This window comes from Pseudomonas sp. GW821-FHT01E10 (assembly GCF_059422365.1).
Map to the genome: position 1 here is coordinate 135,446 of NZ_JBWKWT010000006.1, position 26,996 is coordinate 162,441.

Annotated in this window: 25 protein-coding genes; 15 read left to right on the forward strand and 10 right to left on the reverse strand. The window is 61.5% G+C overall.

Annotated features, from left to right (window positions below; all coding sequences use genetic code 11):
- Positions 1 to 52: 52 nt before the first annotated feature.
- A complete protein-coding gene (locus AC07V0_RS13900) occupies positions 53 to 547 on the reverse strand; it encodes a hypothetical protein (RefSeq protein ID WP_064618184.1) in 495 nt (164 codons plus the stop codon).
- A gap of 70 nt (positions 548 to 617) precedes the next feature.
- On the reverse strand, positions 618 to 1,394 hold the full coding sequence (locus tag AC07V0_RS13905) for a helix-turn-helix domain-containing protein (protein ID WP_111453557.1): 777 nt from the start codon (positions 1,392 to 1,394) through the stop codon (positions 618 to 620).
- Between the two features lie 78 nt (positions 1,395 to 1,472).
- On the opposite strand from AC07V0_RS13905, the gene AC07V0_RS13910 reads away from it, so the two are divergent.
- Positions 1,473 to 2,165 (forward strand): aspartate/glutamate racemase family protein, encoded by a 693-nt coding sequence (locus tag AC07V0_RS13910; protein ID WP_495019648.1) that lies wholly within the window; start codon positions 1,473 to 1,475, stop codon positions 2,163 to 2,165.
- Position 2,166: 1 nt separating this feature from the next.
- Here the strand turns inward: AC07V0_RS13910 and AC07V0_RS13915 are convergent, their stop codons facing one another.
- The 3 genes from AC07V0_RS13915 to AC07V0_RS13925 all read right to left on the reverse strand — a co-directional run bounded on the left by AC07V0_RS13915 (position 2,167) and on the right by AC07V0_RS13925 (position 4,311).
- Complete coding sequence (locus tag AC07V0_RS13915) at positions 2,167 to 2,685, reverse strand: GNAT family N-acetyltransferase (RefSeq protein ID WP_018926154.1); 519 nt, start codon at positions 2,683 to 2,685, stop codon at positions 2,167 to 2,169.
- 106 nt (positions 2,686 to 2,791) lie between these two features.
- Entirely contained in the window at positions 2,792 to 3,778 is a 987-nt protein-coding gene (locus AC07V0_RS13920; protein WP_436275417.1) for a LysR substrate-binding domain-containing protein, read from the reverse strand.
- 92 nt (positions 3,779 to 3,870) lie between these two features.
- Positions 3,871 to 4,311 (reverse strand): carboxymuconolactone decarboxylase family protein, encoded by a 441-nt coding sequence (locus AC07V0_RS13925; protein ID WP_018926156.1) that lies wholly within the window; start codon positions 4,309 to 4,311, stop codon positions 3,871 to 3,873.
- Positions 4,312 to 4,518: 207 nt separating this feature from the next.
- Here AC07V0_RS13925 and pdxR point away from each other — a divergent pair, with 207 nt between their 5' ends.
- The 3 genes from pdxR (at position 4,519) to AC07V0_RS13940 (ending at position 7,072) form a co-directional block, all read left to right on the forward strand.
- The gene (gene pdxR, locus AC07V0_RS13930; protein WP_018926157.1) at positions 4,519 to 5,952 is read left to right on the forward strand and encodes a MocR-like pyridoxine biosynthesis transcription factor PdxR; all 1,434 of its coding nucleotides are present in this window, start codon (positions 4,519 to 4,521) and stop codon (positions 5,950 to 5,952) included.
- 123 nt (positions 5,953 to 6,075) lie between these two features.
- Positions 6,076 to 6,369 carry a putative quinol monooxygenase gene (locus AC07V0_RS13935; RefSeq protein ID WP_018926158.1) on the forward strand — a complete coding sequence of 98 codons (294 nt, stop codon included), beginning with the start codon at positions 6,076 to 6,078 and terminating at the stop codon, positions 6,367 to 6,369.
- A 283-nt stretch (positions 6,370 to 6,652) separates the two neighbouring features.
- Positions 6,653 to 7,072 carry a cupin domain-containing protein gene (locus tag AC07V0_RS13940; protein ID WP_495019649.1) on the forward strand — a complete coding sequence of 140 codons (420 nt, stop codon included), beginning with the start codon at positions 6,653 to 6,655 and terminating at the stop codon, positions 7,070 to 7,072.
- Positions 7,073 to 7,175: 103 nt separating this feature from the next.
- Here the strand turns inward: AC07V0_RS13940 and AC07V0_RS13945 are convergent, their stop codons facing one another.
- Positions 7,176 to 12,083: an NAD-glutamate dehydrogenase gene (locus AC07V0_RS13945; RefSeq protein WP_495019650.1), complete on the reverse strand. Its 4,908-nt coding sequence runs from the start codon at positions 12,081 to 12,083 to the stop codon at positions 7,176 to 7,178.
- Here AC07V0_RS13945 and AC07V0_RS13950 point away from each other — a divergent pair.
- The 11 genes from AC07V0_RS13950 to AC07V0_RS14000 all read left to right on the forward strand — a co-directional run bounded on the left by AC07V0_RS13950 (position 12,058) and on the right by AC07V0_RS14000 (position 25,781).
- The gene (locus AC07V0_RS13950) at positions 12,058 to 12,477 is read left to right on the forward strand and encodes a hypothetical protein (RefSeq protein WP_495019651.1); all 420 of its coding nucleotides are present in this window, start codon (positions 12,058 to 12,060) and stop codon (positions 12,475 to 12,477) included. The genes AC07V0_RS13945 and AC07V0_RS13950 overlap by 26 nt on opposite strands.
- 121 nt (positions 12,478 to 12,598) lie before the next feature.
- A complete protein-coding gene (locus tag AC07V0_RS13955; protein WP_018926161.1) occupies positions 12,599 to 12,952 on the forward strand; it encodes a hypothetical protein in 354 nt (117 codons plus the stop codon).
- A 220-nt stretch (positions 12,953 to 13,172) separates the two neighbouring features.
- Positions 13,173 to 14,132: an AAA family ATPase gene (locus tag AC07V0_RS13960; protein ID WP_007941298.1), complete on the forward strand. Its 960-nt coding sequence runs from the start codon at positions 13,173 to 13,175 to the stop codon at positions 14,130 to 14,132.
- Positions 14,133 to 14,137: 5 nt separating this feature from the next.
- Positions 14,138 to 15,082 (forward strand): DUF58 domain-containing protein, encoded by a 945-nt coding sequence (locus tag AC07V0_RS13965; RefSeq protein WP_019579297.1) that lies wholly within the window; start codon positions 14,138 to 14,140, stop codon positions 15,080 to 15,082.
- Entirely contained in the window at positions 15,079 to 15,573 is a 495-nt protein-coding gene (locus AC07V0_RS13970) for a DUF4381 domain-containing protein (RefSeq protein WP_019579298.1), read from the forward strand. The genes AC07V0_RS13965 and AC07V0_RS13970 overlap by 4 nt, the downstream gene beginning before the upstream one ends.
- The gene (locus AC07V0_RS13975) at positions 15,566 to 16,660 is read left to right on the forward strand and encodes a vWA domain-containing protein (protein WP_064618194.1); all 1,095 of its coding nucleotides are present in this window, start codon (positions 15,566 to 15,568) and stop codon (positions 16,658 to 16,660) included. Before AC07V0_RS13970 ends, AC07V0_RS13975 begins: the two co-directional genes overlap by 8 nt.
- Positions 16,657 to 18,393: a vWA domain-containing protein gene (locus AC07V0_RS13980; protein WP_495019652.1), complete on the forward strand. Its 1,737-nt coding sequence runs from the start codon at positions 16,657 to 16,659 to the stop codon at positions 18,391 to 18,393. The genes AC07V0_RS13975 and AC07V0_RS13980 overlap by 4 nt, the downstream gene beginning before the upstream one ends.
- Positions 18,390 to 20,030 (forward strand): BatD family protein, encoded by a 1,641-nt coding sequence (locus AC07V0_RS13985; RefSeq protein ID WP_495019653.1) that lies wholly within the window; start codon positions 18,390 to 18,392, stop codon positions 20,028 to 20,030. Before AC07V0_RS13980 ends, AC07V0_RS13985 begins: the two co-directional genes overlap by 4 nt.
- Before the next feature lie 275 nt (positions 20,031 to 20,305).
- On the forward strand, positions 20,306 to 21,550 hold the full coding sequence (locus AC07V0_RS13990) for an exonuclease SbcCD subunit D C-terminal domain-containing protein (protein WP_477742995.1): 1,245 nt from the start codon (positions 20,306 to 20,308) through the stop codon (positions 21,548 to 21,550).
- The gene (locus AC07V0_RS13995; protein WP_495019654.1) at positions 21,547 to 25,188 is read left to right on the forward strand and encodes an AAA family ATPase; all 3,642 of its coding nucleotides are present in this window, start codon (positions 21,547 to 21,549) and stop codon (positions 25,186 to 25,188) included. Before AC07V0_RS13990 ends, AC07V0_RS13995 begins: the two co-directional genes overlap by 4 nt.
- Positions 25,185 to 25,781 carry a glutathione S-transferase gene (locus tag AC07V0_RS14000; protein ID WP_495019655.1) on the forward strand — a complete coding sequence of 199 codons (597 nt, stop codon included), beginning with the start codon at positions 25,185 to 25,187 and terminating at the stop codon, positions 25,779 to 25,781. The genes AC07V0_RS13995 and AC07V0_RS14000 overlap by 4 nt, the downstream gene beginning before the upstream one ends.
- A 119-nt stretch (positions 25,782 to 25,900) precedes the next feature.
- Here AC07V0_RS14000 and AC07V0_RS14005 read toward each other — a convergent pair whose 3' ends face one another.
- The 4 genes from AC07V0_RS14005 to AC07V0_RS14020 all read right to left on the reverse strand — a co-directional run bounded on the left by AC07V0_RS14005 (position 25,901) and on the right by AC07V0_RS14020 (position 26,996).
- Positions 25,901 to 26,158, reverse strand: coding sequence for a hypothetical protein (locus AC07V0_RS14005; protein WP_007941322.1), 258 nt, complete (start codon positions 26,156 to 26,158; stop codon positions 25,901 to 25,903).
- A complete protein-coding gene (locus AC07V0_RS14010) occupies positions 26,155 to 26,367 on the reverse strand; it encodes a hypothetical protein (protein ID WP_018926170.1) in 213 nt (70 codons plus the stop codon). The genes AC07V0_RS14005 and AC07V0_RS14010 overlap by 4 nt, the downstream gene beginning before the upstream one ends.
- A 115-nt stretch (positions 26,368 to 26,482) precedes the next feature.
- Complete coding sequence (locus AC07V0_RS14015) at positions 26,483 to 26,608, reverse strand: hypothetical protein (RefSeq protein WP_007901166.1); 126 nt, start codon at positions 26,606 to 26,608, stop codon at positions 26,483 to 26,485.
- Between the two features lie 208 nt (positions 26,609 to 26,816).
- Positions 26,817 to 26,996, reverse strand: a complete 180-nt coding sequence (locus tag AC07V0_RS14020; RefSeq protein ID WP_018926171.1) for a hypothetical protein — start codon at positions 26,994 to 26,996, stop codon at positions 26,817 to 26,819.

Genomic DNA, 26,996 nt, shown 5'->3' on the forward strand with positions numbered 1-26,996 from the left:
CCCTTGAGGCATTCCCACGCGGAGCGTGGGAACGATCATCACAAAAAACGCTTCAGTTGCGTTCCCGGGGAATCAGGCTCTGCAGTTGCTGCGCCAAAAAGTTTGCATCGAAGGCAAACGTGTCCGGGTCTTTCAGGCCGTTGGTCTTGCGCCATTGCCAGGCGCTGGACGGTGGCAGGCACACCAGCGAAATACTGCCATAGCGCGCCGCGGTCAACCCCATCACGGCAAGGGAAATCTGCCCACCAACGCCCATCACGTCCGGCACAAACTCCACCGGTTTGCCGGCGATAACGACGCTCAGTTTCTCGGTCTTGAACGTCGACGTCTCCACCGGCACACTCGGCCCGGATGCGACATACGCCTCGCGGCTCACTTCCAGCAGGTTCGGCGCCAGGACCGGTGCCAGCCACTGCTGGATCTGATCGAACAACTCCCCGATGCGCGTCGCCCACACGGCCGATTGCGCTTCAAACAGTTGCTTCTTGTGCGCTTCGCTTTCTGCGTAGTGGCGAAGCATCTCGCCCAGTTGCTGTACGTCGTCCATTGCGGTGTTCCTTTGGTTGAAGCGGTGCTGCGGACTTTGAGCATGGCAGATGCGCGCTGCCGGCGTACGACTAAAAGCGCGAGCGGTACTGGCTGGGGGTCATGGCCAGGTATTTGCGAAAGGCACTGCCCATGTGGGACTGATGGGCGAAGCCGACATCCAGAGCGATGCTGGCCAAGGGCAGAGCCGTGCGCTCGATCAGCCTGCGTGCGGCCTGAAGCCGCACTTCAATGAGGTAGGCGTGAGGCGTCAGGCCAATAGCCTGGGTGAAATCGCGCAGAAAGCGCAGTTCGTTGTGCCCATAGGTGACAGCCAATTGTTCCAGCGTCAGGGGGTGCTGGAACTGCTCGGCGATCTGTTCCATGACTCGGGCAAAGGCCTTGGGCGTGGCACGCTGCGTTGTATCGGTTATCGAACCCGCGACGCCAACCAGCGCCGCGGCACATTGCTCAAGCGCCAGCAGGTCGGGCTGCGTGGCGAGCAACTGACGACGAATCTCACGTGCGATGGTCAGCGCACGTCGATTGCCGCAAGACTGCACACGGTGGGCGACACTGGGTAATTGTTCGCTGGCGAACTGTTCGTCCAGCCGCATCAGCAGATACTCGCCACCGCTGGCCGATTCGGAAAACACCTCCACGCCGACCGGCGTGTACGCCAATACGCCCGGCCAGGTATCGAAATCCGTCCGCCGGTCAGAATCGATCGCATGCACGCCCTGCTGACGTTCAAGCGTCACCCCGAGGGTTTGTGACTGCGCCGGATCCCGCGCGCTGTACGGCGCGCGGGGCAAAAGTTGCAGGCAGAGTCTGCCGCCCAACAGGTTCTCGCTCAGCACACCGGGCATGTGAAATTTCCTGATAGATCGGAACAAGGATCCACTGGACACTCTCTCGCAAGGGTTTGCCATTCACAGGAGCATGACATGCGCACCATCGGCCTTATCGGCGGCATGAGCTGGGAGTCCAGCGCCGAGTATTACCGTCTTATCAACCAGCAGGTACGCGACCGCCTCGGGCCGTTGCGCTCGGCGAAATTGCTAATGTACAGCGTCGACTTCGGCCCTGTCGAACAGGCCCAACATGCCGGGCGCTGGGACGATGCGGCGGCGATTCTGGTGGATGCCGCGCAACGCCTGGAGGCTGGCGGCGCCGACTGCGTGGTGCTGTGTACCAACACCATGCACAAGGTGGCCGGGCAGATTCAGTCTGCGATTGATGTTCCGTTCCTGCACATTGCCGACCCGGCCGCTCAGGCGGCGCTGGATTCCGGCGCGCTGCGGGTGGGCCTGCTCGGTACTGCATTCACCATGGAGCAGGACTTTCTCAAGGCGCGTCTGACGGCCAAGGGCCTGACGGTGCAGGTGCCGGAGGCCGAAGAACGTCAGGCGGTGCACCGGATCATCTATGACGAGTTGTGCGTCGGGGTCATCAGCGAGGCGTCGCGCCAGGTCTATCAACGGGTGATCGAAGCGCTGACCGAACGCGGCGCCCAGGCGATCATCCTCGGCTGCACCGAGATCGGCCTGCTAATCAAACCCGAGCACAGCGCCCTGCCCTTGTTCGACACCACCGAACTGCATGCGCAGGCGGCGGTGGCGTTTGCGTTGGGCGACTGACTCAACCTTCCTTGGGCGTGCGACGCAAGCGCGCCATGCTCAGGGTATCGACCAAGCGACCGTCACGCACGGCATAGTCGCGGAACAGGCCTTCGGTCTCGAAGCCGAATTTTCGGTACAGGCCGATGGCCGCTTCGTTGTCGGCGTACACCGAGAGTTCGACCCGTTGCAGGTTCATCCAGTTGTCGGCGACATCGAGCGCCGCCGCCAGCAGCTTCGAACCGACACCCTTGCCTTGCCAAGCCACGGCGACACCCATGCCGAAGCTGCCGGCGTGGCTGCGGCGAACTCGCGAAAACTGTTCCAGACCGATGTTGCCGATGACCGTTCCCTGGTGCAGCGCCACCAGTTTCACCGCCCGTTCGTTGTCGGCCATCAGGCGTTGGCGCCAGACCTCGGTGGACTGAAACGGCATCTGCAGCACCTGACGGGCCACAGCCGGGTCGTTGTAGAGGGCGGTGACGCCCTCGATGTGGGATTCGTTGAAGCGTTCGAGGGTAATGACGGAGTCGGCGGGCATGAATGTTTCGTCCTTGATGCGTACATGGCCGCTTACTCTATAACGGCGCAAACCCATGTGGCGAGGGGGCTTGCCCCCTCGCAACAAAGGTGTTCTTGCCAGAAGCTCAGTCAAGCTGCTCGAACCACTCCCGCCGCTCGTTGAAGGTATTGCGGATCAGCTCGACAACTCCCTGCACCTCGGCCTCATTTCGGGAGTCGGCATTGACCGCCATCCACACCTGGCGCTGCATCGGTTGGTTGAACAGCCCGGACAACGCCAGCAGCCCTCGATCGAATCGGCTCATGTAGTGCGGCAGCAAACCGATGCAGGCGCTGCAACGGATCATCTCCAGCATCAACTCATAGGAATGCAACTGCACCACCCCCGCCAGGCGCTGCTCCACCAGACGGTTCCACGGCCCAAAGGTCTCGACCTGGCGGTCGTGCTGCCATTGCACCAGCATGAAGTCGGCCAGGTCACCCAGGCTGTCCGGGCGGGCCGCGACCCGCGAGTAACGTTTGGCAATGTGCGGCAGATAGTCCAGCCGTGCCAGACGCTGGGGCTCGCTGATGGCGAAACTGGGGCCTGGTAGCGGCGAATCAGTGCCCGTCAGCCACACCACCACATCGGCGCTGATCGCCCGCAGGGACAGTTCGCTGTCGAGGGAAATGATGTCCAGGCGCACACTGGCGTTGCGCCGCAGCAGCGAGACCAGGTCGCGACCGAGGATGTCGTGCAGGATCGACTCGGCCACGGCCAGGCGAATCAAGGGCTGTTCAATCACCGGCAAGTCGCGTTCACGGGCCAAGGCCATCAACTGCGCCTGAAGCTGCAACCCGTCACGACTGAGGGCAAAGCCATTGCCCGAATGGCAGAACAACGAGCGCTGCAGTTGTGTTTCAAGTTGCGCCAATTGTTTACGCAACTGGGTCGACTTGATATTGAGACTGCGGGCCGCCTGCATGAAACAGCCACAGCGGGCGCTGACCCTGAAAGACTGCAGCAACACCGGATCGATTCCGGCTATCCGTGAGTGTAAGGCGTTACTGTGTTCTACGGGCGAATGGTACTCGGCCACGCCCTGACGCCCGGCGGATTCCATGAATGACATTGATGACTCCCTGTCGATCTGTCCTTGAGCGTTTCATCCTGCTGATCGTTCATGAACCTGATGTGACAAGCGGGCAAAAACCAAACCAATAATCAACCGCCGGGGGTTTGCCGAAAACTCACCGCCAGGCGATTCCAGCTGTTGATGGCGCTGATGGCCATCGTCAGGTCGACCAATTCCCCTTCACCGAACTGCTCCCGGGCCAGTGCATAAACATCGTCCGGCACATGGCTTTGCGCGAGCAGGGTCACCGCTTCGGTCCAGGCCAGGGCCGCCCGCTCCCGAGGGCTGAAAAAGCCGCTGTCGCGCCAGACCACGATTGCATACAGCCGCCGATCGGTCTCGCCGATACGACGTGCGTCCACCGAGTGCATGTCAGTGCAGAAGGCGCAGCCATTGAGCTGCGAGGCGCGGATCTTGATCAGGTTCAGCAACGCCGGTTCGATGCTCAGATCACGGGTCAAGGCCTCCATGGCGATCATGGCTTTCATCGCCTTGGGCGATGCGCTGTAGTAATCCAGGCGAACGGTCATGGCGGCGGCCTCGTGGCGCGAATCGGTATCTCCACGTTAGGCGCTGATGCACGAGCGTTACAGAGCCAATTCAGCGAAAAAGCCATGGACCGCCCGACAGAAGACCAATCGCCGGTTTTTCACCCACACAACTTCTGTGCAGTCACTCATGCAGGTAATCTGGCGCGACGCACAGTCGCCTCACAATCGCCCAGGAGCCCCGCCGGTATGGAACTTCACGTTGTCATCAACGGCCGCAAGGATCTGGCAGGCCAGCTGTACCGGCAACTGCGCAGCGCCATTGAATCCGGGCGCCTGGCAGCCGGCACGCAGCTGCCGCCCAGCCGTTTGCTGGCCGAACAACTGGGGATTTCGCGCAAGACCATTTCCGACACGTATGCGCAACTGACCTACGAAAACTTCCTCACCGGGGTGATCGGCAAAGGCACCTACGTCAATGCCCGGGCGGCAAAAGTCGTCCGTAAACAGAGCCATTCGGAATTGGCCAGCTTCGATGTCATCGAGAGCTGGCGCAAGTTGCCGACGTTCTTGCGCCACCCGACGCTGGAAGGCTCGCTGCGCTACGACTTTATCGGTGGTGCAACCAGCAAGGGCCAATTTCCGCAGGACGACTGGCGCCGTTGTACCTCCCATGCCTTGCGCCAGATCGCCGGCTCCAAGGGTTTCTACAGCCAGCCCGAAGGCCTGCCGGCGCTGCGCAATGCAATCGCACAGCACATCGCATTTTCCCGCGGGGTCAATTGTCGGGACGAAGACGTTGTGGTGTGCAATGGCGCGCAGCAAGCGCTGGACCTGATTTCCCGGGTGTTGACCCAACCGGGCAGCCTCGTGGCCATGGAGGACCCCGGTTACCCTCCGGCGCGCCTGTTGTTCGGGACTCATGGCGCAACGGTGGTCGGCGTGCCGGTCGATGCGCAAGGCATCCAGGTCGAGCACATTCCCGACGGCACGCGGCTGATTTATGTCACCCCCTCGCACCAGTTCCCCTTGGGCATGCCCATGAGCCACGAGCGTCGGCTGGCGCTGCTGGAGCGGGCCCACGAACTGGGGGCGATCATCATCGAGGACGATTACGACAGCGAGTTCCGCTATGAAGGACGGCCCACCGACTCGCTGCAAAGCCTGGATGAACGCGGCATCGTCGCCTACGTTGGCACCTTCTCGAAGACCCTGTTGCCGGAGTTGCGGCTGGGGTATGCGATTTTGCCGCCGGCGATTCTCGAAGCGGTGATCAGCGCCAAGCAACTCACCGACCGGCACACCTCCACCCTGCCCCAATGGGCGCTGGCCAAGTTCATCGCCGAAGGCTGTCTGCTCAAGCACATCCGGCGTTGCCACACGATTTACGCCGGGCGCCGCGAACGGATCCTGGCGAGGATGGCGGGCGACCTTTCGCCATGGTTCGAAGCGGTGCCGACCACGGCCGGGTTTCACATGGCGGTACTGTGCAAGGTGCCGGTCGATATTCCATTGGTGATCGAGCTCGCGAAAAAAGTCGAAGTGGGGCTCTATACCCTGGACGACTTTTTTTACCAGCAAACGCCACGGGCCGGGCTTTTCCTGGGATTCGGGGCGATCGAAACCTTGGACATCGACATCGCCCTGGACCGTTTGCGGGACATTTTGCAGCAGGTTGGTTGAGGGATTGGTCTGCGGTTTTATCCGGTGATTGGCTATTGGCGGCCCAAGGGGGCAGGCCTATCCTGCATGGGCGTTATCCCTCAATGAGCAGGATTCGTCCGGCCTGATTCAGGAGTGTGAGTAATGTCCAACCAAGTGTTCAACACTGTAAAGATACGAGCTGCCGCCGGTCGCTCGGACGAACTGGGCAAACAACTGCAAAAGATTGTCGACACCCTGCGCGAACTTCCGGGCTGTGACGGCTATATGGTCGACCGCTGCCCCGAAGACGACACCCGCTGGACGGTCAGCGCCCGCTGGCAATCGGAAGCGGCCATGCAAGCGCATTTCAATCGCCCCGAAGTGCAAGGCTTTATCGGCCTGATCGACAGCCGACTGGCCAATGCCGTCGACTTCAACAGCTTTCCTATCGTCTGACAAACACCTGTGGCGAGGGTGCTTGTCAGATCGCCGCACCGTCCCGCTCGTCTGCGCAGCAGACGTAAACCCAGCGAACGCAGTCTGTCTGGCCCTTTGCGCCCACCGGTTTTGGGGCCGCTGCGCAGCCCAACGGGAGCAAGCTCCCTCGCCACAGTTCATCACCCTTTAGCTCTTCGCACTCGTGATTGGTCCCCTCACCTTCCGGAAAATTGGCCGTTTGATTGCCCGACGGCGCGGCTTACCGTGGTCCCTGACGACTCACCACCACAGGTAATCAACCATGAATGCACTTCGTTTTTTTGCCGCCTCTCTCACCGCCCTGGCCCTGAGCGTTTCAGCCTCGGCATTCGCCGACAAAACCGCCGCCCCTTCGGAAAACGTCACCATTCTGCAGGACCAGATGCTAAAAAACGCACCTGGCAAAAAAGCCTTGATGATCGAAGTCGATTACCAGCCGGGCCAATCTTCCATTGCCCATAAACACCAGGGTACGGCCATGGCCTATGTGCTTTCGGGGGAGATCACTTCTCAAGTCAAAGGCGAAAAAGCGATTACCTACAAGGCTGGCGAATTCTGGTATGAGCCGGCCGGTTCGGAACATCTGGTGTCGAAAAACGCCAGCGCCACAAAACCTGCCAAGCTATTGGTGTTCATGGTGTTGGCCCCGGATGAGAAAGTGTTGATTCCTTTGCAGAACTGATCGCTGAGGCGAAGAGCGCCCGACCAGCCCCCCCCAAAAAAAACCGTCAGGCAAAAAAAAGCCCCGTCTCTCTCGAGACGGGGCTTTTTCATTCAACGCTCAATCAGGCAGCCGGTTCCAGCTCGGCACCCGCAGTAGCGGTGATAACGGCAGGTACTACCGTTTGACCGCTCAACGCGACATCCAGCAATTCACGGTTGGCCACCGCGTACATGGCGTAATCAGTGCCACTGGCGGCACGGATTTCCACCAGCATGGCGCGCCAGCGTTCGATCATGCCTTCGTTCTGCTCCATCCACAGCTCCAGGCGTGTTTCCACGTCCTGGGTGCCGTCGCCCTGTTGCAGGACCGAGATGGTGATCGCACGTTGTTGCCAGTCGACGTCATCGCGGAACGCTTCACGGGCCAGGGCTTGCCAGTTGTTTTCAACCGGCAGGGCGCTGATCTGTTGCAGGTACCAGGTGATGTCCAGCGCACTGCCCACGGCGAAGTAGGCCTTGGCCACATCTGCTGGATCCTGGCCGGTCACGTCGGAAGCCTCGATGATCGGCAGCAGGGTGTACAGGTGCGTGGTGCCAGCCACCATGCGTGCCAGCAACTCCGGCACACCGGCTTCGACGTACGCCTGATAGCGAGCCTGCCAGGTGTCGCGAATCTCGCCACTGAGCAGTTCGTCAAGCTTGAGGCCCAACTCCTTCAGGTGCGGACCGAAATGCGCGACGTCACGGGCGGCGTTCTGCTCGTTGCGGCGGGCACGCAGGAACCAGCGCGTAGCGCGACGGCCCAGACGCATCAGCTCGTCCATCAGCTCCAGTTGTACGTCGGCCGAGACCTGATAATCCAGGGCTTCGATCTGACGGAACCAGTGCGGGAGGTGGAAAATGTCACGCACGATCACATACGCACCGGCCACGTTCGCCGGGCTCATGCCGGTCGACTCTTTGAGCCGTTGAACGAAGGTAATGCCCATGTGGTTGACCAGATCGTTGGCGATCTGGGTGCTGACGATTTCGCGCTTCAGGCGGTGACGGCGCATGGCGGCAGAGAACTTGCTGACCAGCGTCGGCGGGAAAGCGGTTTCCATGTCGCGGGTCAGGTAGTCGTCGTCCGGCACCAGGGAGCCCAGCAACTGCTCCTTGAGGTCGATCTTGCTGTAGGAGATCAGCACCGACAGCTCGGCACGGGTCAGGCCATGGCCTGCCGCGACGCGCTCGTTGATCGCGTCTTCCGACGGCAGGAACTCGATGGCGCGATCCAGCTTGCCACGGGCTTCCAGATCGTTCATCAGGCGCTTGTATTCAGCGATCCGTGGCAAGGCACGACGGGCCGCCAGGGACAGTGCCTGGGTCTGCTTGTAGTTGTTGCCCAACACCAGGCCACCGACTTCGTCGGTCATGCTCGCCAGCAACTGGTTACGTTGCTTGTCGGTCATGTCGCCGGCCTGAACCACTTCGTTCAGCAGGATCTTGATGTTCACTTCGTGGTCGGAGCAGTCCACGCCACCGGCGTTGTCAATGAAATCGGTGTTAGAACCGCCGCCATTGAGGCCGAACTCGACGCGACCCAGCTGAGTCATACCGAGGTTACCGCCCTCGCCCACAACCTTGCAGCGCAGTTCGTTACCGTTCACGCGCAGTGCATCGTTGGCCTTGTCGCCGACATCGGCGTGGCTTTCGCTGCTGGCTTTGACGTACGTGCCGATACCGCCGTTCCACAACAGGTCTACCGGTGCCTTGAGCAAGGCATTGAGCAGTTCGGTCGGGGTCAGCTTGTCGGCCTGAATGTCGAAGCGCTCTTTCATCTGCTCGGAGATGGCAATGCTCTTCGCGCTACGGGAGAAGATACCGCCGCCTTCGGACATGATGCTGGTGTCGTAATCCGACCAGGCCGAACGCGGCAGGTCGAACAGGCGCTGACGCTCGGCGAAGCTGCTGGCTGGCTCCGGGTTCGGGTCGATGAAGATGTGCAGGTGGTTGAAGGCTGCGACCAGTTGCAGCTTGTCGGACATCAGCAAGCCGTTACCGAACACGTCACCGGCCATGTCGCCGACGCCCACCACGGTGATGCTGTCTTCCTGGACGTTGATACCGCGTTCGCGGAAGTGGCGTTGTACGCCGACCCACGCGCCCTTGGCGGTGATACCCATTTTCTTGTGGTCGTAACCGGCGGAACCGCCAGATGCGAACGCGTCGCCGAGCCAGAAGCCGTAGTCGATGGCGATACCGTTGGCGATGTCGGAGAAGGTCGCAGTGCCCTTGTCCGCCGCCACCACCAGGTACGGGTCATCGTCGTCATGACGCACGACGTTGGCCGGCGGTACCAGCGCACCGTCTTTCAGGTTGTCGGTGATGTCCAACAGGCCCGAGATGAAGATGCGGTAGCAGGCGATGCCCTCGGCCGCGATCTCGTCACGGCTGCCGCCCAGTGGCAGGCGACGCGGCAGGAAGCCACCCTTCGCACCCACCGGCACGATGACCGAGTTCTTCACTTGCTGGGCTTTTACCAGGCCCAGGACTTCGGTGCGGAAGTCTTCTTCACGGTCGGACCAGCGCAGACCACCGCGAGCCACGTTGCCGAAGCGCAGGTGCACGCCTTCGACGCGCGGCGAGTAAACGAAGATTTCAAACTTCGGAACCGGCTTCGGCAGCTCTGGAATCTGGTGCGGGTTGAACTTGAAGCTGAAGTAGGACTTGTTCTGACCGTGAGCATCGGTCTGATAGAAGTTGGTCCGCAGGGTCGCCTTGATCAGGTCCAGGTAACGACGCAGGATGCGGTCTTCGTTGAGCACCTGAACATCGTCCAGTGCGCTCAGAATCGCGTGTTCCAGGCGTTGTTGCTTGTCTTCCAAGTCGTCACTGGCCAGCTTGCGCGCCAGGTAGAAACGGGTTTTGAACAACCGGGTCAACTCGCGAGCGATGTCGGTGTGGTTGTTCAGGGTGCTGGCGATGTAACCCAGGTCGAAGCCCAGACGGATCTGCTTCATGTAACGGGCATAGGCACGCAGCAGCGCCACGTCGCGCCATGGCAGGCCGGCGGTCAGTACCAGACGGTTGAACGCATCGTTCTCGGCATCGCCACGCACGATGTGGACGAAAGCGTCCTGCAAGGTGTCGTTGAGTTGCTGGATGTCGAGTTCCAGGCCTTCGGCAGCCGTGAACGCAAAGTCGTGGATCCAGAACTCGCGACCGCTGTTGTGGCGCAGGCGATACGGGAATTCACCCAGTACGCGCAGGCCGAGGTTTTCCAGGATCGGCAACACATCGGACAACGCCAGCGGCGTGTCGGCGTGATACAGCTTGCAGTGCAGCTCACGTTGGCCCGATACCTGACCCAGCGGCTGATAGAAGCTCATCACCAGCGGATTCTTTTCGCTCAGGCTCAGCAGGTGCTGCATGTCGACCACAGCCGAGTGGGCGGCGAAGCGCTCGCGGTAACCGGCCGGGAAGCCTTTCGGGAAGTCGGCCAGCACGTTGGTGCCCTGGGCTTCGCCGAAGCTCTCGACCACCAGGCTGGCGTAGTCGTCCTGCCAGCTGCGGCAGGCCTGCACCACTTCTTTTTCCAGCAGAACCGGGTCGATGTCCAGACGGTTCTTCGGGTCGACCCGCAGAATCAGCTGCACACGGGCCAGCACGGATTCGGAGAAGAAGGTCCAGAACTCGCAGTCAGAGGCTTTCAGACGATCCATCAGCACTTGCTGGATCTTCTGGCGCACTTCGGTGGAGTAGATGTCACGCGGCACATAGGCCAGGCAGTAGCAGAAACGACCGTACGGGTCTTTGCGCAGGAATACGCGGATCTTGTTGCGTTCCTGGATCTGCACGATCGACATCACGGTGGCGAACAACTCATCCACCGGCGTCTGGAACAGGTCATCGCGAGGCAACACTTCAAGTACCTGGGCCAGTTCCTTGCCCAAGTGAGCCTTGGCCTGGAAGCCCGAGCGCTGCTCGATGATCTCGACCTTGCGACGGATGTAAGGAATGACCCGCACGCTTTCGCCATACACCGACGAGGTGTACAGGCCCATGAAGCGGCATTCCTTGATGACCTTGCCGTTGGCATCGATCTGGCGGATCGACACGTAGTCCGGGTAGGCCGGACGGTGGACACGGCTTGGGTGTGCCGCCTTGGTGAACGACAGCGGCGTCGGTTCACGCAGATAGTTGACGGCGTAGTCTTCGATGCGCAGGTCATCGACGGTCAGGCCGGCGCGCAGCAGCTTGGTCAGGCCGAGGAACGAGCTCTGGTCATAGTCGATGTGACCGCCGTTCTGATCCTCGCCCACCACGAACTCTTCGTAGCCCAGGAAGGTGAAGTGGTTGCCCACCAGCCATTCCAGGAAGCTCTTGATTTCGGATTTTTCTTCGGCGTCGATGGCGAACTGGCTATTGTCGATGCCTTCGATCAGCTCCTGGACCTTGGCTTTCATCGGTTCGAAATCGGCGACCGCAACGCGGACTTCACCGAGAACCTGCTCCAGCTCTTTGGTCAGGACATTCAATTCGGCCGTGTTGGCGCAACGGTCGATTTCCAGGTACATCAGCGATTCTTGCAGAATGCCTTCACCCTGGGTGCCTTTCGGCAGGATTTCCAACAGCTCACCCTTGCTGCCGCGACGCACGCTCAGCACAGTGGTTTGCAGGGTATGAATGCTGTAGCCGCGACGGTTCAGCTCGGTACGCACCGAATCCACCAGGAATGGCAGATCGTGGTGCAGCACTTCGACCGCGGTGTGGGTCGACTGCCAGCCGTGGCGTTCGTAATCGGGGTTGTAGACACGCACTTGCGATTGAGCGTGATCGAAGCGCTCAAGCAGGCGCCATGCAGAAAGGGTGCAACCGGCGAGGTCGGACAACCGACGTTGGGTCAGCTCGTCGAGGGAAATGATGCCGAAAAATTGTTCGGCGAACAGCGCCACTTGTGGCAGTGCCTGTTCACTGATGTGCTGCGCCAGTGCCGCTTGCAGTTGGTGCTGGAAGTCGGCTTTGCTGGCTGCGGTGAAGAACGCCATCTGTGGTACTCCGCTTGGGCTTGTTATTGATGGAAGCGTCGCGTGCAAACCCCTTTCGGGGCAATCCGTCACCCTGTTCCTGATTCTCGGGCAGAGGAAACAGGACGACAGTTGGGTGAAGCTGGACGAGACACTCAGGTCACATTCACCTTCCATTGAATGGGCATCTGCAAAAACGACTGGCGGGGCTACCATCGCAGCCATCGTCAATGCCTTTACGGGTGCTCATCCGTTGCGCAGCTTAACCAGTGCGGCAAGGGCCGTGCTTGCAGCGCTGCGACATATTCGGTCATCGGCACGTAACTCGTGGCATGCGCCTCGAACAACACTAGCAGCCGTGCAGGAAAACGGGCGTTTTATGCCCGGACTTACGGCACCTTCGTACCAGAAATGACTCGAGACGCATCGGATGTTCACAACACATCCTCTGACACTCAGCCAAGCAGAAATTCCCCAGGGCTGGCAGAATTGCCGTTTGTTGTGTTCACAACGCTCGCCGAGCCAGGATTTTTCCCATGCAAATGACAACCGACCTCTTGATCGTCAATCCGTGCGATGACGAGGAAGACAATCTGGCCATGCTCTGCTGCACCAGTGCCGAGGGCGAAATGTTCCTGATGAGCCGTTTTCCGGACGAGGACGAGCTGGAGATCATCTTCCACGACAAGCCTTCGGCCCTGGATGGCGTGAAAGTCACCCTCAGCCCTGACCGTCTGCTGATCGAAATCGCCGCCGTGGACGCCGATGCGCTGGGTGGCAATGATTCGCTGGAAATCCTGCACAGTACCGATGCCAGCGATCTGGCGGAGGTGGAAGAAACCTTGCAGAACATCCTCAATGGGATTGGTACTTACATCAGCGAAATCTGATGGCGGTTTAGTGATCGTTCCCACGCTCTGCGTCACGATTTTAAAGCGGGACGCAGAGCGTCCGGTGATGCATTCCCACGCAGAGCGTGGGAACGAGCGTTAATCCGCACATTTCTACAAAATGCCGTTAGTCGGCGCCCCCCGCGATGGATTAAAGTAACGCCCCCAGCCCTGGCGTTATTCGAACGTCTTCGGTCACCCTTTCCAGGAACAGTCATCGATGGAACATCGTGAAGCGCTGCTCGCGCTGCGAACCTTTCTTTCAACGCAGATTCTCGGCCAGGAAAAACTCATCGAGCGCTTGCTCATCGCCTTGCTCGCCGACGGTCACATGCTGGTCGAGGGCGCCCCGGGGTTGGCCAAGACCAAGGCCATCAAAGAACTCGCCGAAGGCATCGAAGCACAGTTCCATCGCATCCAGTTCACCCCCGACCTGCTGCCGGCCGACATCACCGGCACGGAAATCTATCGCCCGGAAACCGGCAGCTTCGTGTTCCAGCAAGGCCCGATCTTCCATAACCTGGTGCTGGCGGACGAAATCAACCGTGCCCCGGCCAAGGTCCAGTCGGCCCTGCTCGAAGCCATGGGCGAACGCCAGGTCAGCGTCGGGCGCAGCACCTACGAGCTGTCGCCGCTGTTTCTGGTCATGGCCACGCAAAACCCCATCGAGCAGGAAGGCACCTACCCGTTGCCCGAAGCCCAGCTCGACCGGTTCCTGATGCACGTGAAAATCGGCTTCCCCGACGCCACCGTCGAACGACGGATTCTGCAACAGGCCCGTGGCGAAGCACTGCACGGCGAAACCAAACCTGAACGCCGGGTCAGCCAGCAGGCGATCTTCGCCGCGCGCAAGGAAATCCTCGGCTTGTACATGGCCGACGCCGTGGAGGAATACCTGGTGCAACTGGTCATGGCCACCCGGATCCCGGCCAAGTTCGACCCGGAAATGGCCGAATGGATCGCCTACGGCGCCAGTCCACGCGGTTCCATCGCCCTCGACCGTTGCGCCCGGGCGCATGCCTGGCTGGCCGGTCGCGACTTCGTCAGCCCCGAAGACATTCAGGCGGTGCTGTTCGATGTGTTGCGTCACCGCATCATTCTTTCCTTTGAAGCCGAAGCCGCTGGCATCGACCAGGACCGGGTGGTCCAGCGGATTCTCGACGTCGTAGCCGTCGCTTGACCCCGATGAACACCCTTCTGCCGCCCGAGCCGGGCATCCGCATCAGCCTCGCCGAGCTGATCGAGATGCGCCATCGTGTGCGCGAAGTGCAGCTGTTTTCCACGCCGAGCCAGCGCAGCCCGCTGATCGGCCTGCACCACTCCAAACTGCGCGGGCGCGGGGTGGACTTCGATCAGGTGCGGGTCTATCAGGCCGGCGATGATGTGCGCAGCATCGACTGGCGCGTCACCGCCCGGACCCAGGAACCGCACACCAAGCTGTTCCATGAGGAACGTGAGCGGCCGATCTTCATCATGGTCGAACAGAGCCGCCGGCTGTTTTTCGGCTCCGGGTTGATGTTCAAGTCGGTGCTGGCCGCCCAGGCCGCGAGCCTGATTGGCTGGGCCGCGCTGGGGCATAACGACCGGGTCGGCGGGCTGGTGTTCGGCGACAACGAGCATTACGAAATCAAGCCTCGACGCAGTAAGCAGAGCCTGCTGCAACTGCTCAACCGGCTGGTGCGGGTCAATCAATCGCTGCACACCGAGCGCGAACCGGACCGCGATGCCTTCGGCATTGCCCTGCGCCGCGCCCGGGAAGTGCTGCGCCCTGGCAGCCTGGTGATTGTGATCTGCGACGAACGCGCCTTGTCCGACAGTGCCGAGCAGCAACTGAGCCTGTTGTCGCGCCATTGCGACCTGTTGCTGCTGCCGGTGTCCGACCCGCTGGATCACGCCCTGCCCGCCGCCGGCCTGCTTCGTTTTGCCGAACACGGCGCGCAACTGGAACTCGACACCTTGAATTTCGACCTGCGCCAGGCCTATCGCGCCCAAGCGGAAGCACGCATCGCCCGCTGGGAGCTGCTGGCGCAGAAGCTGCGGGTGTTGCTGATGCCGTTGAGCACCCAAAGCGAAATGGTCGAGCAATTGCGTGAATACCTGAACCCACAACGTCCGGGGAAAGGTCGATGAGCAGCCTCGATCAACTGCAACCGCTGATTTCCCCGCCACCGATCGGCTTCTGGCCGCCGGCACCGGGCTGGTGGCTGCTGCTGTTGTTGCTGCCGCTGATCGGTTTCGGCGTATGGCAGTTGCGACGCTTCATTCCGGACAAGCGCCCTGTCGTGCGCGCCGAACAACCGCTGGACCCGGTGCGCCTCGCCGCCCTGGCCGAACTCGCGCTGATGCCCAAACCCTACGACGGCGCCCCGGCCGGTGCCTGGCTGCAGCAACTCAACGGTTTGCTCAAACGCCTGTGCCGCAACCATTACCCCTACAGCCAGAGCCACACCCTCAACGGCCGCCAATGGCTGGCGTTCCTTGATAACCGCTGCCCGGCTGCCGGCCTCACGCGCTGGATGGTGCTGGTGGAAGGGGCCTACAAGCCCGAATGCAAACTCGATGACAAAGCCATTGCCGGCCTGACTCAAGCCGTCGACACCTGGATTCGCAAACATGTTTGAGTTCGCCTGGCCGTGGATTTTCGCCCTGCTGCCGCTACCGTGGCTGATGCGGGTGCTGTTGCCGGTGGCCGACAGTGGCGAACCGGCGCTCAAGGTCAGCTTCCTCAGCGACCTCGAAGGCCTCGCTCGCCGCCGCGCCCGGGCCAACCTGCCGACCTGGCGCCAGCAAGCCCCGTTCATTCTGATGTGGCTATTGCTGCTGATCGCCGCAGCGCGCCCGCAATGGCTCGGCGAACCGCTACCGATTGCCGCCAGTGGCCGCGATTTGCTGGTGGCGGTGGACGTCTCCGGCTCAATGGACTTCCCCGACATGCAGTGGCAGGACGAAGACGTCAGCCGACTGTCACTGGTGCAGCATTTGCTCGGTGATTTTCTCGAAAGTCGCGATGGCGACCGGGTCGGGTTGATCCTGTTCGGCAGCCAGGCCTATCTGCAAGCGCCGCTGACCTTCGACCGCCATACCGTGCGTGTCTGGCTCGACGAAGCGCGAATCGGTATTGCCGGCAAGAACACCGCCATCGGCGACGCCATCGGCCTGGCCCTCAAACGCCTGCGCCAACGCCCGGCACAAAGCCGCGTGCTGATTCTGGTCACCGACGGTGCCAACAATGGCGGCGAAATCGATCCGCTGACCGCCGCACGCCTGGCGGCGAATGAAGGCGTAAAAATCTACCCGATCGGCATTGGCGCCGACCCGGAACAAAGCGGCACCCTGGGCTTCCTGGGCATCAACCCGAGCCTGGACCTCGACGAGCCGGCCTTGAAAGCCATTGCCCAAGCCACCGGAGGCCAGTATTTCCGCGCCCGCGACGGCCAGGAATTGCAGGCGATCAAGACCACCCTCGACAAACTGGAACCGGTAGCCCAGCAACCTACGCAGGCCCGTCCGGCCCAGGCGTTGTATCACTGGCCTCTGGCGATGGCGCTGCTGCTGAGTATGCTGCTGGTGATCCGTGAGCGCTGGCCGGATAACCCGTTGCAACGTCTATTCACCAAGAAGCTGTTTACCAAAGAGCGGTTTCTGCATACGCAACTGCCCGACTGGCGTCAGCGCCTCAAACGCCTGCGTCTGCGGAGGCGCCGATGATCGCTCTCTGGCCGTACTGGTTCCGCCCTTGGTGGCTGCTATTGCTGCCGTTGCTGGGCTGGTTGCTCTGGCAACTCTGGCACCGGCAGAAGCGCGCGGGTCGCTGGCAAATGATTCTGCCACCGGCCTTCCATGCCGCGTTGCTCAGTGGTGGCAGCGGTCGCGAGAGCAAACTGCCGTGGGTCGCTCTGGGCCTGGCCTGGGTGCTGACCGTGCTGGCCCTGCTGGGGCCGAGCTGGCAACGCGTTGAGCAAACCGGCCAGAAACCCGCTGACCCGCTGGTGGTGTTGCTTGAGTTGACCCCGGAAATGCTCGCCGCAGACGTTGCGCCAAACCGGCTGGAACAGGCCCGGCGCAAACTGCTGGATCTGCTGCAAAACCGCAGCGACGCGCAGACCGCCATCGTCGTCTACGCCGGCAGCGCCCATACGCTGGTGCCACTGTCGGATGACCTGTCGACCAGCCGCAATCTTTTGGATGCGCTCAAGCCGTCGCTGATGCCCCAGGCCGGTCATCGCGCCGATCTGGCGGTGGCCAAGGCCCTGACGCTGCTGGATCAGGGAGCCCTTGGCCAGGGGCGGATCCTACTGATCGGTTCGTCGCTGACGGAACACGAACGCCAAGGGATTCGTCAGGCGCTGGACGCCAAGTCCACACAATTTCTGATGCTCGGCATCGGTACCGCCGAAGGTGCGCCGGTCGCGCAGGACGACGGCAGTTTCCTCAAGGACGATCAGGGCGCGATTCTGGTGCCGCATCTGGACGGCCCCAGCCTGAAAGCCTTTGCCAATGGCCTGGGTGGAGGTTACGCCCAGGCACGCCTGGACGATGCCGACCTGCGCGACCTCGGCCTGCTCGACGGCCCACGGGACCTGCGCAACGACGGCCAGACGTTACGCCTCGACACCTGGGCCGATCAGGGTTACTGGCTGCTGCTGCCGTTATTATTGCTGGCCGCCTGTGCCGGGCGTCGCGGCTGGCTGTTCTGCTTGCCGCTGCTGTTCCTGCTGCCGCAACCGAGTTATGCCTTCGATTTCGAAGACTTGTGGCTGCGGCCCGATCAGCAGGGTTTGCACTTGCTCAAACAAAAGCGCCCTGCCGAAGCCGCGCAGCATTTCGAAGACCCGCAATGGCAAGGTGTGGCGCTCTATGAAGCTGGCGACTACAGTGGCGCCGCCCAGCGGTTTGCCCAAGGCAACGACGCCCACGCCCACTACAATCGGGGTAATGCGCTGGCCAAAAGCGGCGAACTGGAAGCGGCGCTGGATGCTTATGAGCAAGCGCTGGAACTTCAGCCAGACCTGCGCCCGGCGCTGACCAACAAGGCACTGGTGGAAACGCTGCTCAAGCAGAAAACCGCTACACCGCCCGTCGAGCCGGACAAAACCGCCGAGGGCGAAACCGAAACCATGCCTCAGGAACCGCCACCGGGCAGCGCCACCCAGCCGAGCGATGGCGAGCCGAAAACCGATGCCCAACAGGCCGCGCCGGACGCCGAGCAGCCGCCCACGGCACCACCGCAATCGGGCGCCAATGAAGTTCCGGGCAGCGAATTGGGGGATGAACAAAGCACCACGCCACCACGGCGCCCCGCCAGCGACATGCTCGAAGGCGAACAGCAACAGGCGCTGGAGCAATGGTTGCGCAAGATCCCGGATGACCCCGGCGAACTGCTCCGGCGCAAATTCTGGTACGAACAGCAACAACATCAGGATCAGGGAAAAACTCGATGACCCGCTTCACCGCCTTCTTGCTTGCACTGCTTCTCTGGACCGCTCAGGCCCAGGCCGCGGAGCTGGTCGCCAGTGTCGATCGCAGTCGCCTGAATTCCGGGGAGACGGTCGAACTGACTCTGGAATCCAGCGACGTGACCCAGTTCGGCAAACCCGACCTGACTCCGCTGGAGCCGCAGTTCGAGGTGCGCGGTACCCGTCAGGTCAACCAACCGAACACCCTCAACGGCAACACTCAAGCGACCACCCGCTGGATCATCACCCTGCTGCCCCGGCAGAACGGCAGTGTGGTAATTCCGTCACTGCAACTGGGCGAGGCGCAGAGCCAACCGATTACCGTGCAGGTGATCGAAAGCGAAACCCAGGACAGCAGCAACACGCTAGCGCCGGTGTTCATCGAAGCCAGCCTCGACCAGAACAGCGTCTATGTGCAGGCTCAGGCGATCCTGACCTTGCGCATTTATCATTCGGTGTCGCTGTACGACGACAGCAGCCTGACCCCGTTGCAGATTCCCGATGCGCGCATCGAACAACTGGGCGAGTCGCGCACCTACGAGAAAGCCATCAACGGTTTGCGCCACGGCGTGATCGAAATGCGCTACGCGATCTACCCACAGCACAGCGGTGTATTGACCATTCCGGCGCAAGTGTTCAGTGCCACACTGGTCGATGCCCAACCGTCCCAGGACGGATCGCCCCAGGGGCCAAAACCGGGCAAATTGATGCGCGTCAGTTCCACCGAGATTCCGCTGACGGTCAAGGCCAAGCCCGGCAGTTATCCAGCCGATGTTCCCTGGCTACCGGCCCGCAGCCTGAGCCTGAGTGAAAGCTGGAGCCCGGAACCGGATCATGCGCAGGTCGGCGACTCGCTGACCCGCAGCCTGACCTTGAGCGCCGAAGGCCTCGCCAGCTCTCAACTGCCACCGTTGCCCGCCACCGAGATCAACGGCCTGCGGCGCTACCCGGATCAACCGGTGCTGAGCAACCAGAGCGGAGAGCGTGGCTTGGTCGGCAGTCGCGAGGACCGTGAAGCCCTGGTGCCGACCCGCACCGGCGACATCGACTTGCCGAGCGTTGAAGTGATCTGGTGGAACACCTTCGAGGATCATCTGGAACACACCAGCCTGCCGGCCCGCACGCTGCAAGTGGCGAGCAATCCGAGCCTGATCGTCGACACCCCGGCGAGCGGCCCGCTGGTGATGTCCGGTGCCAGCAGCGAAGCCCTTTGGTGGTGGAAACTCAGTACGGCAATTCTGGCCTGCACCACCCTGCTAGGCTTCGGCCTCTGGTGGCGCGCCCGCTCGCAACCGGCAGTCCTGCGGGCAGCGCAGACCGGCCCGAGCCCACGCACGCTGCTCGACGACCTCAAACGCGCCTGCCAGGCCAACGACACCCACGCCACCCGCCAGGCCCTCGACGCCTGGGCCCGGCAACAACCGGAAACCCTGGCCGACATGGCCGCCCGCTTCGTGCCGCTGTCCGATGCCCTCGACGGCCTGAACGGCGCGCTCTACAGCGAAACCGGCCAGTACTGGCAAGGCGAAGAACTCTGGCGCGCCATCCGGGCGATCCCGACGGCCGAAGGGTTTCAAGGCGTGGTCGGCGACAGTGGGTTGCCGCCGCTTTATCCCAAATAATCACTGGACCTTGTGGCGAGGGAGCTTGTCGGATCGCCGCACCGTCCCGTTCGGCTGCGCAGCAGTCGCAAATGGCTGATGCGCCATACCGGAAGAAATGAGGGGTGTGGTTTTGGGGCTGCTTCGCAGCCCAGCGGGAGCAAGCTCCCTCGCCACAGGCCTTCGGCTCGATCAGATCCATCGCGCCATCCCATGTGTTTGCCAGTAAACTCTCCCCTCTTTAGCCGCCATCATTTCCCCCGCGGCCATCACCTTATTTTGTTGCGGAGTACGCCTTGCGTCTGTTCCACACCTCCGACTGGCACCTTGGGCAGAACCTGCACGGCCAGGAACGCGATTTCGAGCACGCCTGTTTTCTCGACTGGCTGCTGCGTCAGCTGAAGCTGGACCAGCCTGATGTGCTGCTGATTGCCGGCGATATCTTCGACACGGTCAACCCGCCGGTCAAAGCCCAGGAACGCCTCTACGATTTCATCGTCAGCGCCCACGAGCAGCAGCCCTTGCTGACCATCGTGATGATCGCCGGCAACCACGACTCCGGCTCGCGCATCGAACTGCCCGCGCCGTTGATGCGCCGCTTGCGCACTCACGCCCTGGGGCGCGTGCTGTGGCTGGATGACGGCCAACTGGATGCCGAACGCCTGTTGCTGCCGTTGCCGGATGCCAGCGGCGCAATCGCTGCCTGGTGCCTGGCGCTTCCGTTCCTGCGCCCCGCCGAAGTGACCGGCGCGCAGCTGGGTGACAACTATTTGCGCGGCATCGGCCAGGTTCACGAATGGCTGATTGAAGCGGCGAACGCCAAGCGCAAGCCGGGTCAGGCGCTGATCGCTATCAGCCATGCGCACATGGCCGGCGGTTCGGTGTCCGAGGACTCCGAGCGCAGCCTGATCATCGGCAACGCCGAAGCCCTGCCCGCCAGCCTGTTCGGACCGAGCATCAGCTATGTCGCCCTCGGGCATTTGCACAAGCCGCAGAAGGTCAACGGCGAAGAACGCATCCGCTACAGCGGCTCGCCGATTCCGTTGTCATTCTCCGAGATCGGTTATCAGCATCAGATTCTCGACATCAAACTGGATGGCGAAACCCTGCTCAGCGTCGAACCGAAGCTCATTCCCCGACCAGTGAACCTGCAACGCCTCGGCCCCGCGCCGCTGGCGGAGATCCTGCTGCAACTGGCCGACCTGCCCAACATCGACCTGCTCGCCGACATCCAGCGCCAGCCGTGGCTGGAAGTGCGGGTGCGCCTCGATGAACCGCAACCGGACCTGCGCCATCAAGTGGAAACAGCCCTGCAAGGCAAAGCGGTACGGCTGGTGCGGATTGCCGCCGAATACGCCGGCAACGGCAACCGCGACGGCGTCGAGGACGGCGCCACCTTGATCGAACTGGACCAACTGACGCCGCAGGAACTGTTCAGCCGCGCCTGGCAGGACAACTACGGCAGCGAGGTCGACGAGCAAACGCTCAGGGACTTCGCCGAGCTGCTGCAAGACGTGCAGATGGAGAGCGAACAGCCATGAAAATCCTCGCGATCCGCTTGAAAAACCTCGCCTCCCTGGCCGGGCCATTTGAAATCGACTTCACCGCCGAACCCTTGGCCAGTGCCGGTCTGTTTGCGATTACCGGGCCGACCGGCGCCGGCAAAAGCACCCTGCTCGATGCGCTGTGCCTGGCGCTGTTTGGCGCCGTGCCGCGGCTGAACAATACCGGCCGCGATGCCAAGGTTCCGGACGCCGATGGCGAAATCGGCACCGGCGACCCGCGGACCCTGCTGCGTCGTGGCACCGGAGAAGGTTATGCCGAAGTGGATTTCGTCGGCATCGACGGTCGTCGCTATCGCGCGCGCTGGGAGGCCAATCGCGCTCGGGAGAAGGCCGGCGGCAAGCTGCAAGCCAGTCGCCAGAGCCTGCGCGACATCGATCAGGATCAACTGCTGGCCAGCCAGAAAGGCGAGTACAAGACCCAGCTCGAAACCGCGCTGGGCCTGAACTTCGAACAGTTCACCCGCGCCGTGTTGTTGGCCCAAAGCGAGTTCAGCGCGTTCCTCAAGGCGGACGACAACGACCGCAGCGAACTGCTGGAAAAACTCACCGATACCGCGCTCTACACCCGCCTCGGTCGCCGCGCCTTCGACAAGACCAAAGAAGCGCGCGAAGCCCACAAGCTGTTGCAGGACCAGGCCACCGGGGTCACGCCACTGTCGCCTGAAGCCCGGGCCGAGCTTGATGAGCGCTTCAATGACGCGCAGCAGCAACTCAAGACCCAGCAAGCGCAGCTCAAGCAATTGGAGCTGCAACACACCTGGCTCAAGGACCTGCGCCAGTTGCAGGACGCGCAACAGAGCGCCACCGAGCAATTGCAATCCGCCCAACAACACTGGGACAGCCTGGCCAGCGAGCGCTTGAAGCTGACCCGTCTGGAGCAACTGGCCCCGCAACGGCACCAATTCGCGCGAAAGACCGAATTGACCACCCAGCTCACACCGCTGGCGGCACAGATTCAGCAGCATACCCAACAGCAAACCGAACTGAACGCGCGTCAGGCTCAGCTCGAACACAGCCTGAGCGCGGCGCAAACGGCACTGGCCGCCGCACAAAGCCAACACAGCACCAGCGCGCCGCTGCTGCGTCAGGCCTTCGAAGAGCAAAGCACCCTCGCCCGCCTGGTCAAGGACGCCAGCCTCAGTGCCGACCTCAAGCAGCAGGCAGAACTGGCCAGCACTCAGGGCCAAAGTACGATTCAGGGCTTGCTTGACCAGCAGAAACAGGTCGCAGAACGGTTGCAGCGTATCGCCGGTGAGCTTGAGCAGAGCACTCATCTGGCGCCACTGAGCGACGCCTGGAACGCCTACCGCGATCGTCTGCAACAACTGATGCTGATCGGCAATCGCCTGAACAAGGGCCAGTCCGAACTGGCCGGCCTGGAGCAAAACGCCACCCGCGCCGCCGAGGATCTGGCCACCCAGCGCCAGAGCCTTGAGCTGCTGTACAAAGAGGCCGGCGCCGAACCTGAAGCGGTGGCCGAGCAGATTCAGATCCTCGGCAGCCTGCTACAGGACAACCGCAAGCAACTGCGGGCCATTGAAGAGCTGACGCGGCTGTGGGCCAGCCAGCAGGAACTGGACAAACGCGGCGCCGAGTTGCAGCAGCGCCAACTCGCCGCTCAGCAAGAGCGTGATCGTCTGACTCAGGACGGCGTGAAAACCAAAGCCGAATTGACCGTTGCCGAACAGACCCTGACCGTCACCCGCGAACTGCTGGAACGTCAGCGCCTGGCACGCAGTGCCAGCGTCGAAGAGCTGCGTGCACAACTGCTGGACGATCAGCCGTGCCCGGTTTGTGGCAGCCCGGACCATCCTTATCATCAGCCCGAAGCCTTGCTGCAAAGCCTCGGTCGGCACGATGAAAACGAACAGGCCAACGCCCAGAAAGCCGTTGACCTGCTCAAGGAAAAACTCACCGATCTGCGCGCCGAAGTCGGTGGCCTGATTGCTCAGCAAAAGGAATTGCTGCAGCAGCAAGAACAACTCGCCACTCAACAACAGAGCCTGACACCGAGCCTGGAAGCGCACCCTCTGTCCGCCCAACTGTTGGCCCAGGACGCAGACAAACGCGATGCCTGGCTGACCCAACAAAGCAGCCAGTTGAACCAGAGCATCACCCAGGACGAACAGCGGCAAACCGCCCTGCTCACCCTGCAACAAGATGCCGCGCGACTGGCGCAACAACTGCGCAGCGCCGAAGCGGCGAACCAACAGGCGACACAACACCTGCTCAACCAGCAACGGGAGTTGAGCAGCGATCGCCAACGCCTGGACGAAGAACTGAGCGCGTTCAGCAGCCTGCTGCCAGCCCAGACGCTGGAAGCCCTGCGCAATGAACCCGCCGCGACTTTCATGCAGCTCGACCAGCAGATCGCCCAGCGCCTGCAACAACTCGAACAGCAGCGCGATGAACTCGCTGAACAGCAACAACGCCAGCAGACGCTGGACAAAGAACAAGACCGCCAGCAGACCCGCACCCAGCAACTGGACGCCGCGCAGCAGCAGTTCAGCGCGTTGGCCGGGCAACAACAGGCTTGCCAGGTAAAACTGACGCAACTGCTGGGCGAACACGCCAGCGCCGAACAATGGCAGCAGCAACTGGATCAGGCCGTCGAACAGGCGCGCAATGCCGAAGCGACGGCCAATCAGGAACTGCAAAGCGTGCGCACGGGCCTGGTGCAACTGGCCGCCGAACTCAAGGCGCAACAGGAACGTGCACAAGCCCTGGAAAGCGAAGACCGCGAGCTCAACAGCAAGATCGCCGACTGGCGCGCGCAGCATCCGGAGCTGGACGACGGTGGGCTGGAAGCGCTGCTCGGTGTCAACGACCAACAGCTCAGCGAGCTGCGTCAACGATTGCAGCAAAGCGAACAAGACATCGCGCAAGCCAAGGTGCTGTTGCTGGAGCGGGATCAGCGCTTGCGCGATCATCAGGCGCAGCACAACGGCAACCTGGACGCCGGACAACTGGCCACGGCACTGGCCGAGCTGCAAAACCTGTTCGCCGCTAGCGAGCATCGCTGCGCTGAATTGCGCGCCGAACAAACCGAAGATCAGCGTCGACAAAACGCCAATCAGGCGCTGGCGCAGCAGATCGCCGACGCCTACGCCGAGTACCAGCGCTGGGCGCGCTTGAGTGCGCTGATCGGTTCGGCCACCGGCGACACCTTCCGCAAAATCGCCCAGGCCTACAACCTCGACCTGCTGGTGCATCACGCCAACGTCCAGTTACGGCAACTCGTGCGGCGCTATCGCCTGAAACGGGGCGGCAGCATGCTCGGGTTATTGGTGATGGACACCGAGATGGGCGATGAACTGCGCTCGGTGCATTCGCTGTCCGGTGGCGAGACGTTCCTGGTGTCGCTGGCGCTGGCGCTCGGTTTGGCATCGATGGCATCGAGCACGCTGAAAATCGAATCGCTGTTCATCGACGAAGGCTTCGGCAGCCTCGACCCCGAATCCCTGCAACTGGCCATGGACGCCCTCGACGGCCTGCAAGCGCAGGGACGCAAGGTCGCGGTGATTTCCCACGTACAGGAAATGCATGAACGGATTCCGGTGCAGATCCAGGTCCACCGTCAGGGCAACGGCCTGAGTACCCTGGAGGTGAAATGATCACGCTGTATTCGTTCCGCCGCTGCCCCTACGCCATGCGCGCTCGCATGGCCCTGCGTTATTCGGGGGTTGCGGTGAATATCGTCGAGGTCAGCCTCAAGGCCAAACCGGCCGAAATGCTCGCACTGTCAAGTAAAGGCACGGTGCCGGTGCTGAGCGTGGACGGCCGGGTGATCGATGAAAGCCTGGAAATCATGCGCTGGGCGCTGGCGCAGAACGATCCGCAGGACTGGCTTCTCAACGATGACCCTGTCGGGCAGCAATACATCGCCGGGCTGATCGAAGAAAACGATCAGGTGTTCAAGGTGCACCTCAATCGCTACAAATACGCCGAGCGTTATCCCGAGCAACCAATGACGTTTTATCGCGCCGAGGGCGAGGTGTTCTTGCGCAAGCTGGATCAGTTGCTGGAGGGGCGCGCCTACTTGCTGAGCGAGCACCCGAGCCTGGCCGATGTCGCCTTGATGCCGTTCGTGCGGCAATTCGCCCATGTGGATCGCGAGTGGTTCGGGCAGACACCTTATGTGCGATTGCAGGGCTGGTTGCAGCGCTTTCTGGAATCAGAGTTGTTCACATCAATAATGAAAAAATAGCGACCTCGTAGGAGCGAGGCTTGCCCGCGAAAGGGCCATAACATTCAACATTGATGTCGACTGACACACCGCTTTCGCGGGCAAGCCTCGCTCCTACAGGGAGATGGCGTTTCGGGGAATCAGGCCAACACCGAGCACATCCCCAACGCCGAGCAATCCACCTGGAATGGCCCGAAAAATTCGCCATTGGATTTGCTCGGCGGATTACCCACCAGCAACTCCAGCGCCTTGGCGGTCTGGATGTTGTGGGCGATGTTGTGGTTGCATTCGATGGCCCGTGCCACCGAGCCCGCCGAGCCCTGCCCGATCCCCAACAACGAAGCGCCATTGGTCATGAACGCCAGAAAGGCGATGACCCAGAGTCTGCGTCCTTTCATGCCCCTGCCACCCCCGCCAAGTCGACGTCATCAACCACCGCATGTTGAGCGCGGTGTTCGAACTGGATGCCGGGATAAGCGACCTGAATCGGTGCTTGAAGGCTGTGTTGCGATTGAGCCGAAAGGCTGACGACCAACACCATGGCCACGTAAAGACCAATGGCCAGGTAGGCGCCGTGTTTGGCAGAAGTGAGGATGGTGCTGGCCATGGTGATCTCCGTGGGCATGTTTCAGTGCCCACAGAATCGATCAAAAAACAGAAGATAACTAGCGACCTTTATGCATAGTAGCTATCAGTTTTATTGATCTTTAACCCAGCGCGTTTCAATCCTCGATAAAACTCATCAAGCGCTCACGGGCCGCGTCCGGCTCGTTGGGAACGGGCTGGGCAGCCGACAGAATCGGGGTGGAATAGAGAAACAGGAGAACCACTGCCAGACGCATTGCCATGCTGTCGACCCTTATTAGAGAAGGAGTCAAAAAATCAGCGTCAAATTTAAACGCATGGCTATGTGATATCAAGCAATACATTGATGGCAATATGATGCTGTCGTAAATGCGTTATGCAGGAGCGACATCACTTCGAGGCTTTTCGACGCCTGTTTGGGCCGATCGGCAAGTGACTTCGCTCCTGCATAAAGGGTGCAGGGCTGACATTTCAGTGTTGGTTTTTGTGATCCAGTGCGGCGTAGAAGTTGGCGCTCTGTTGCAGGTATTTCTGGGTGTAGCTTTGGGTGTGGGATTTTTTGTCGCTGATTTCAACGTTGGCGCTGGCAGGCAGAGCAACAGTGGCGGAAATAGCGGAAGCGGCGATAACAGAGAAGAGATTGAAGTTCAT

Bases quoted from the DNA above. Each gene is read 5' to 3' on its own strand.
- AC07V0_RS13900 (WP_064618184.1), bottom strand. From the start codon at position 547: ATGGACGACGTACAGCAACTGGGCGAGATGCTTCGCCACTACGCAGAA.
- AC07V0_RS13905 (WP_111453557.1), bottom strand. From the start codon at position 1,394: ATGCCCGGTGTGCTGAGCGAGAACCTGTTGGGCGGCAGACTCTGCCTG.
- AC07V0_RS13910 (WP_495019648.1), top strand. From the start codon at position 1,473: ATGCGCACCATCGGCCTTATCGGCGGCATGAGCTGGGAGTCCAGCGCC.
- AC07V0_RS13915 (WP_018926154.1), bottom strand. From the start codon at position 2,685: ATGCCCGCCGACTCCGTCATTACCCTCGAACGCTTCAACGAATCCCAC.
- AC07V0_RS13920 (WP_436275417.1), bottom strand. From the start codon at position 3,778: ATGTCATTCATGGAATCCGCCGGGCGTCAGGGCGTGGCCGAGTACCAT.
- AC07V0_RS13925 (WP_018926156.1), bottom strand. From the start codon at position 4,311: ATGACCGTTCGCCTGGATTACTACAGCGCATCGCCCAAGGCGATGAAA.
- pdxR (WP_018926157.1), top strand. From the start codon at position 4,519: ATGGAACTTCACGTTGTCATCAACGGCCGCAAGGATCTGGCAGGCCAG.
- AC07V0_RS13935 (WP_018926158.1), top strand. From the start codon at position 6,076: ATGTCCAACCAAGTGTTCAACACTGTAAAGATACGAGCTGCCGCCGGT.
- AC07V0_RS13940 (WP_495019649.1), top strand. From the start codon at position 6,653: ATGAATGCACTTCGTTTTTTTGCCGCCTCTCTCACCGCCCTGGCCCTG.
- AC07V0_RS13945 (WP_495019650.1), bottom strand. From the start codon at position 12,083: ATGGCGTTCTTCACCGCAGCCAGCAAAGCCGACTTCCAGCACCAACTG.
- AC07V0_RS13955 (WP_018926161.1), top strand. From the start codon at position 12,599: ATGCAAATGACAACCGACCTCTTGATCGTCAATCCGTGCGATGACGAG.
- AC07V0_RS13960 (WP_007941298.1), top strand. From the start codon at position 13,173: ATGGAACATCGTGAAGCGCTGCTCGCGCTGCGAACCTTTCTTTCAACG.
- AC07V0_RS13965 (WP_019579297.1), top strand. From the start codon at position 14,138: ATGAACACCCTTCTGCCGCCCGAGCCGGGCATCCGCATCAGCCTCGCC.
- AC07V0_RS13970 (WP_019579298.1), top strand. From the start codon at position 15,079: ATGAGCAGCCTCGATCAACTGCAACCGCTGATTTCCCCGCCACCGATC.
- AC07V0_RS13975 (WP_064618194.1), top strand. From the start codon at position 15,566: ATGTTTGAGTTCGCCTGGCCGTGGATTTTCGCCCTGCTGCCGCTACCG.
- AC07V0_RS13980 (WP_495019652.1), top strand. From the start codon at position 16,657: ATGATCGCTCTCTGGCCGTACTGGTTCCGCCCTTGGTGGCTGCTATTG.
- AC07V0_RS13985 (WP_495019653.1), top strand. From the start codon at position 18,390: ATGACCCGCTTCACCGCCTTCTTGCTTGCACTGCTTCTCTGGACCGCT.
- AC07V0_RS13995 (WP_495019654.1), top strand. From the start codon at position 21,547: ATGAAAATCCTCGCGATCCGCTTGAAAAACCTCGCCTCCCTGGCCGGG.
- AC07V0_RS14000 (WP_495019655.1), top strand. From the start codon at position 25,185: ATGATCACGCTGTATTCGTTCCGCCGCTGCCCCTACGCCATGCGCGCT.
- AC07V0_RS14005 (WP_007941322.1), bottom strand. From the start codon at position 26,158: ATGAAAGGACGCAGACTCTGGGTCATCGCCTTTCTGGCGTTCATGACC.
- AC07V0_RS14010 (WP_018926170.1), bottom strand. From the start codon at position 26,367: ATGGCCAGCACCATCCTCACTTCTGCCAAACACGGCGCCTACCTGGCC.
- AC07V0_RS14015 (WP_007901166.1), bottom strand. From the start codon at position 26,608: ATGGCAATGCGTCTGGCAGTGGTTCTCCTGTTTCTCTATTCCACCCCG.
- AC07V0_RS14020 (WP_018926171.1), bottom strand. From the start codon at position 26,996: ATGAACTTCAATCTCTTCTCTGTTATCGCCGCTTCCGCTATTTCCGCC.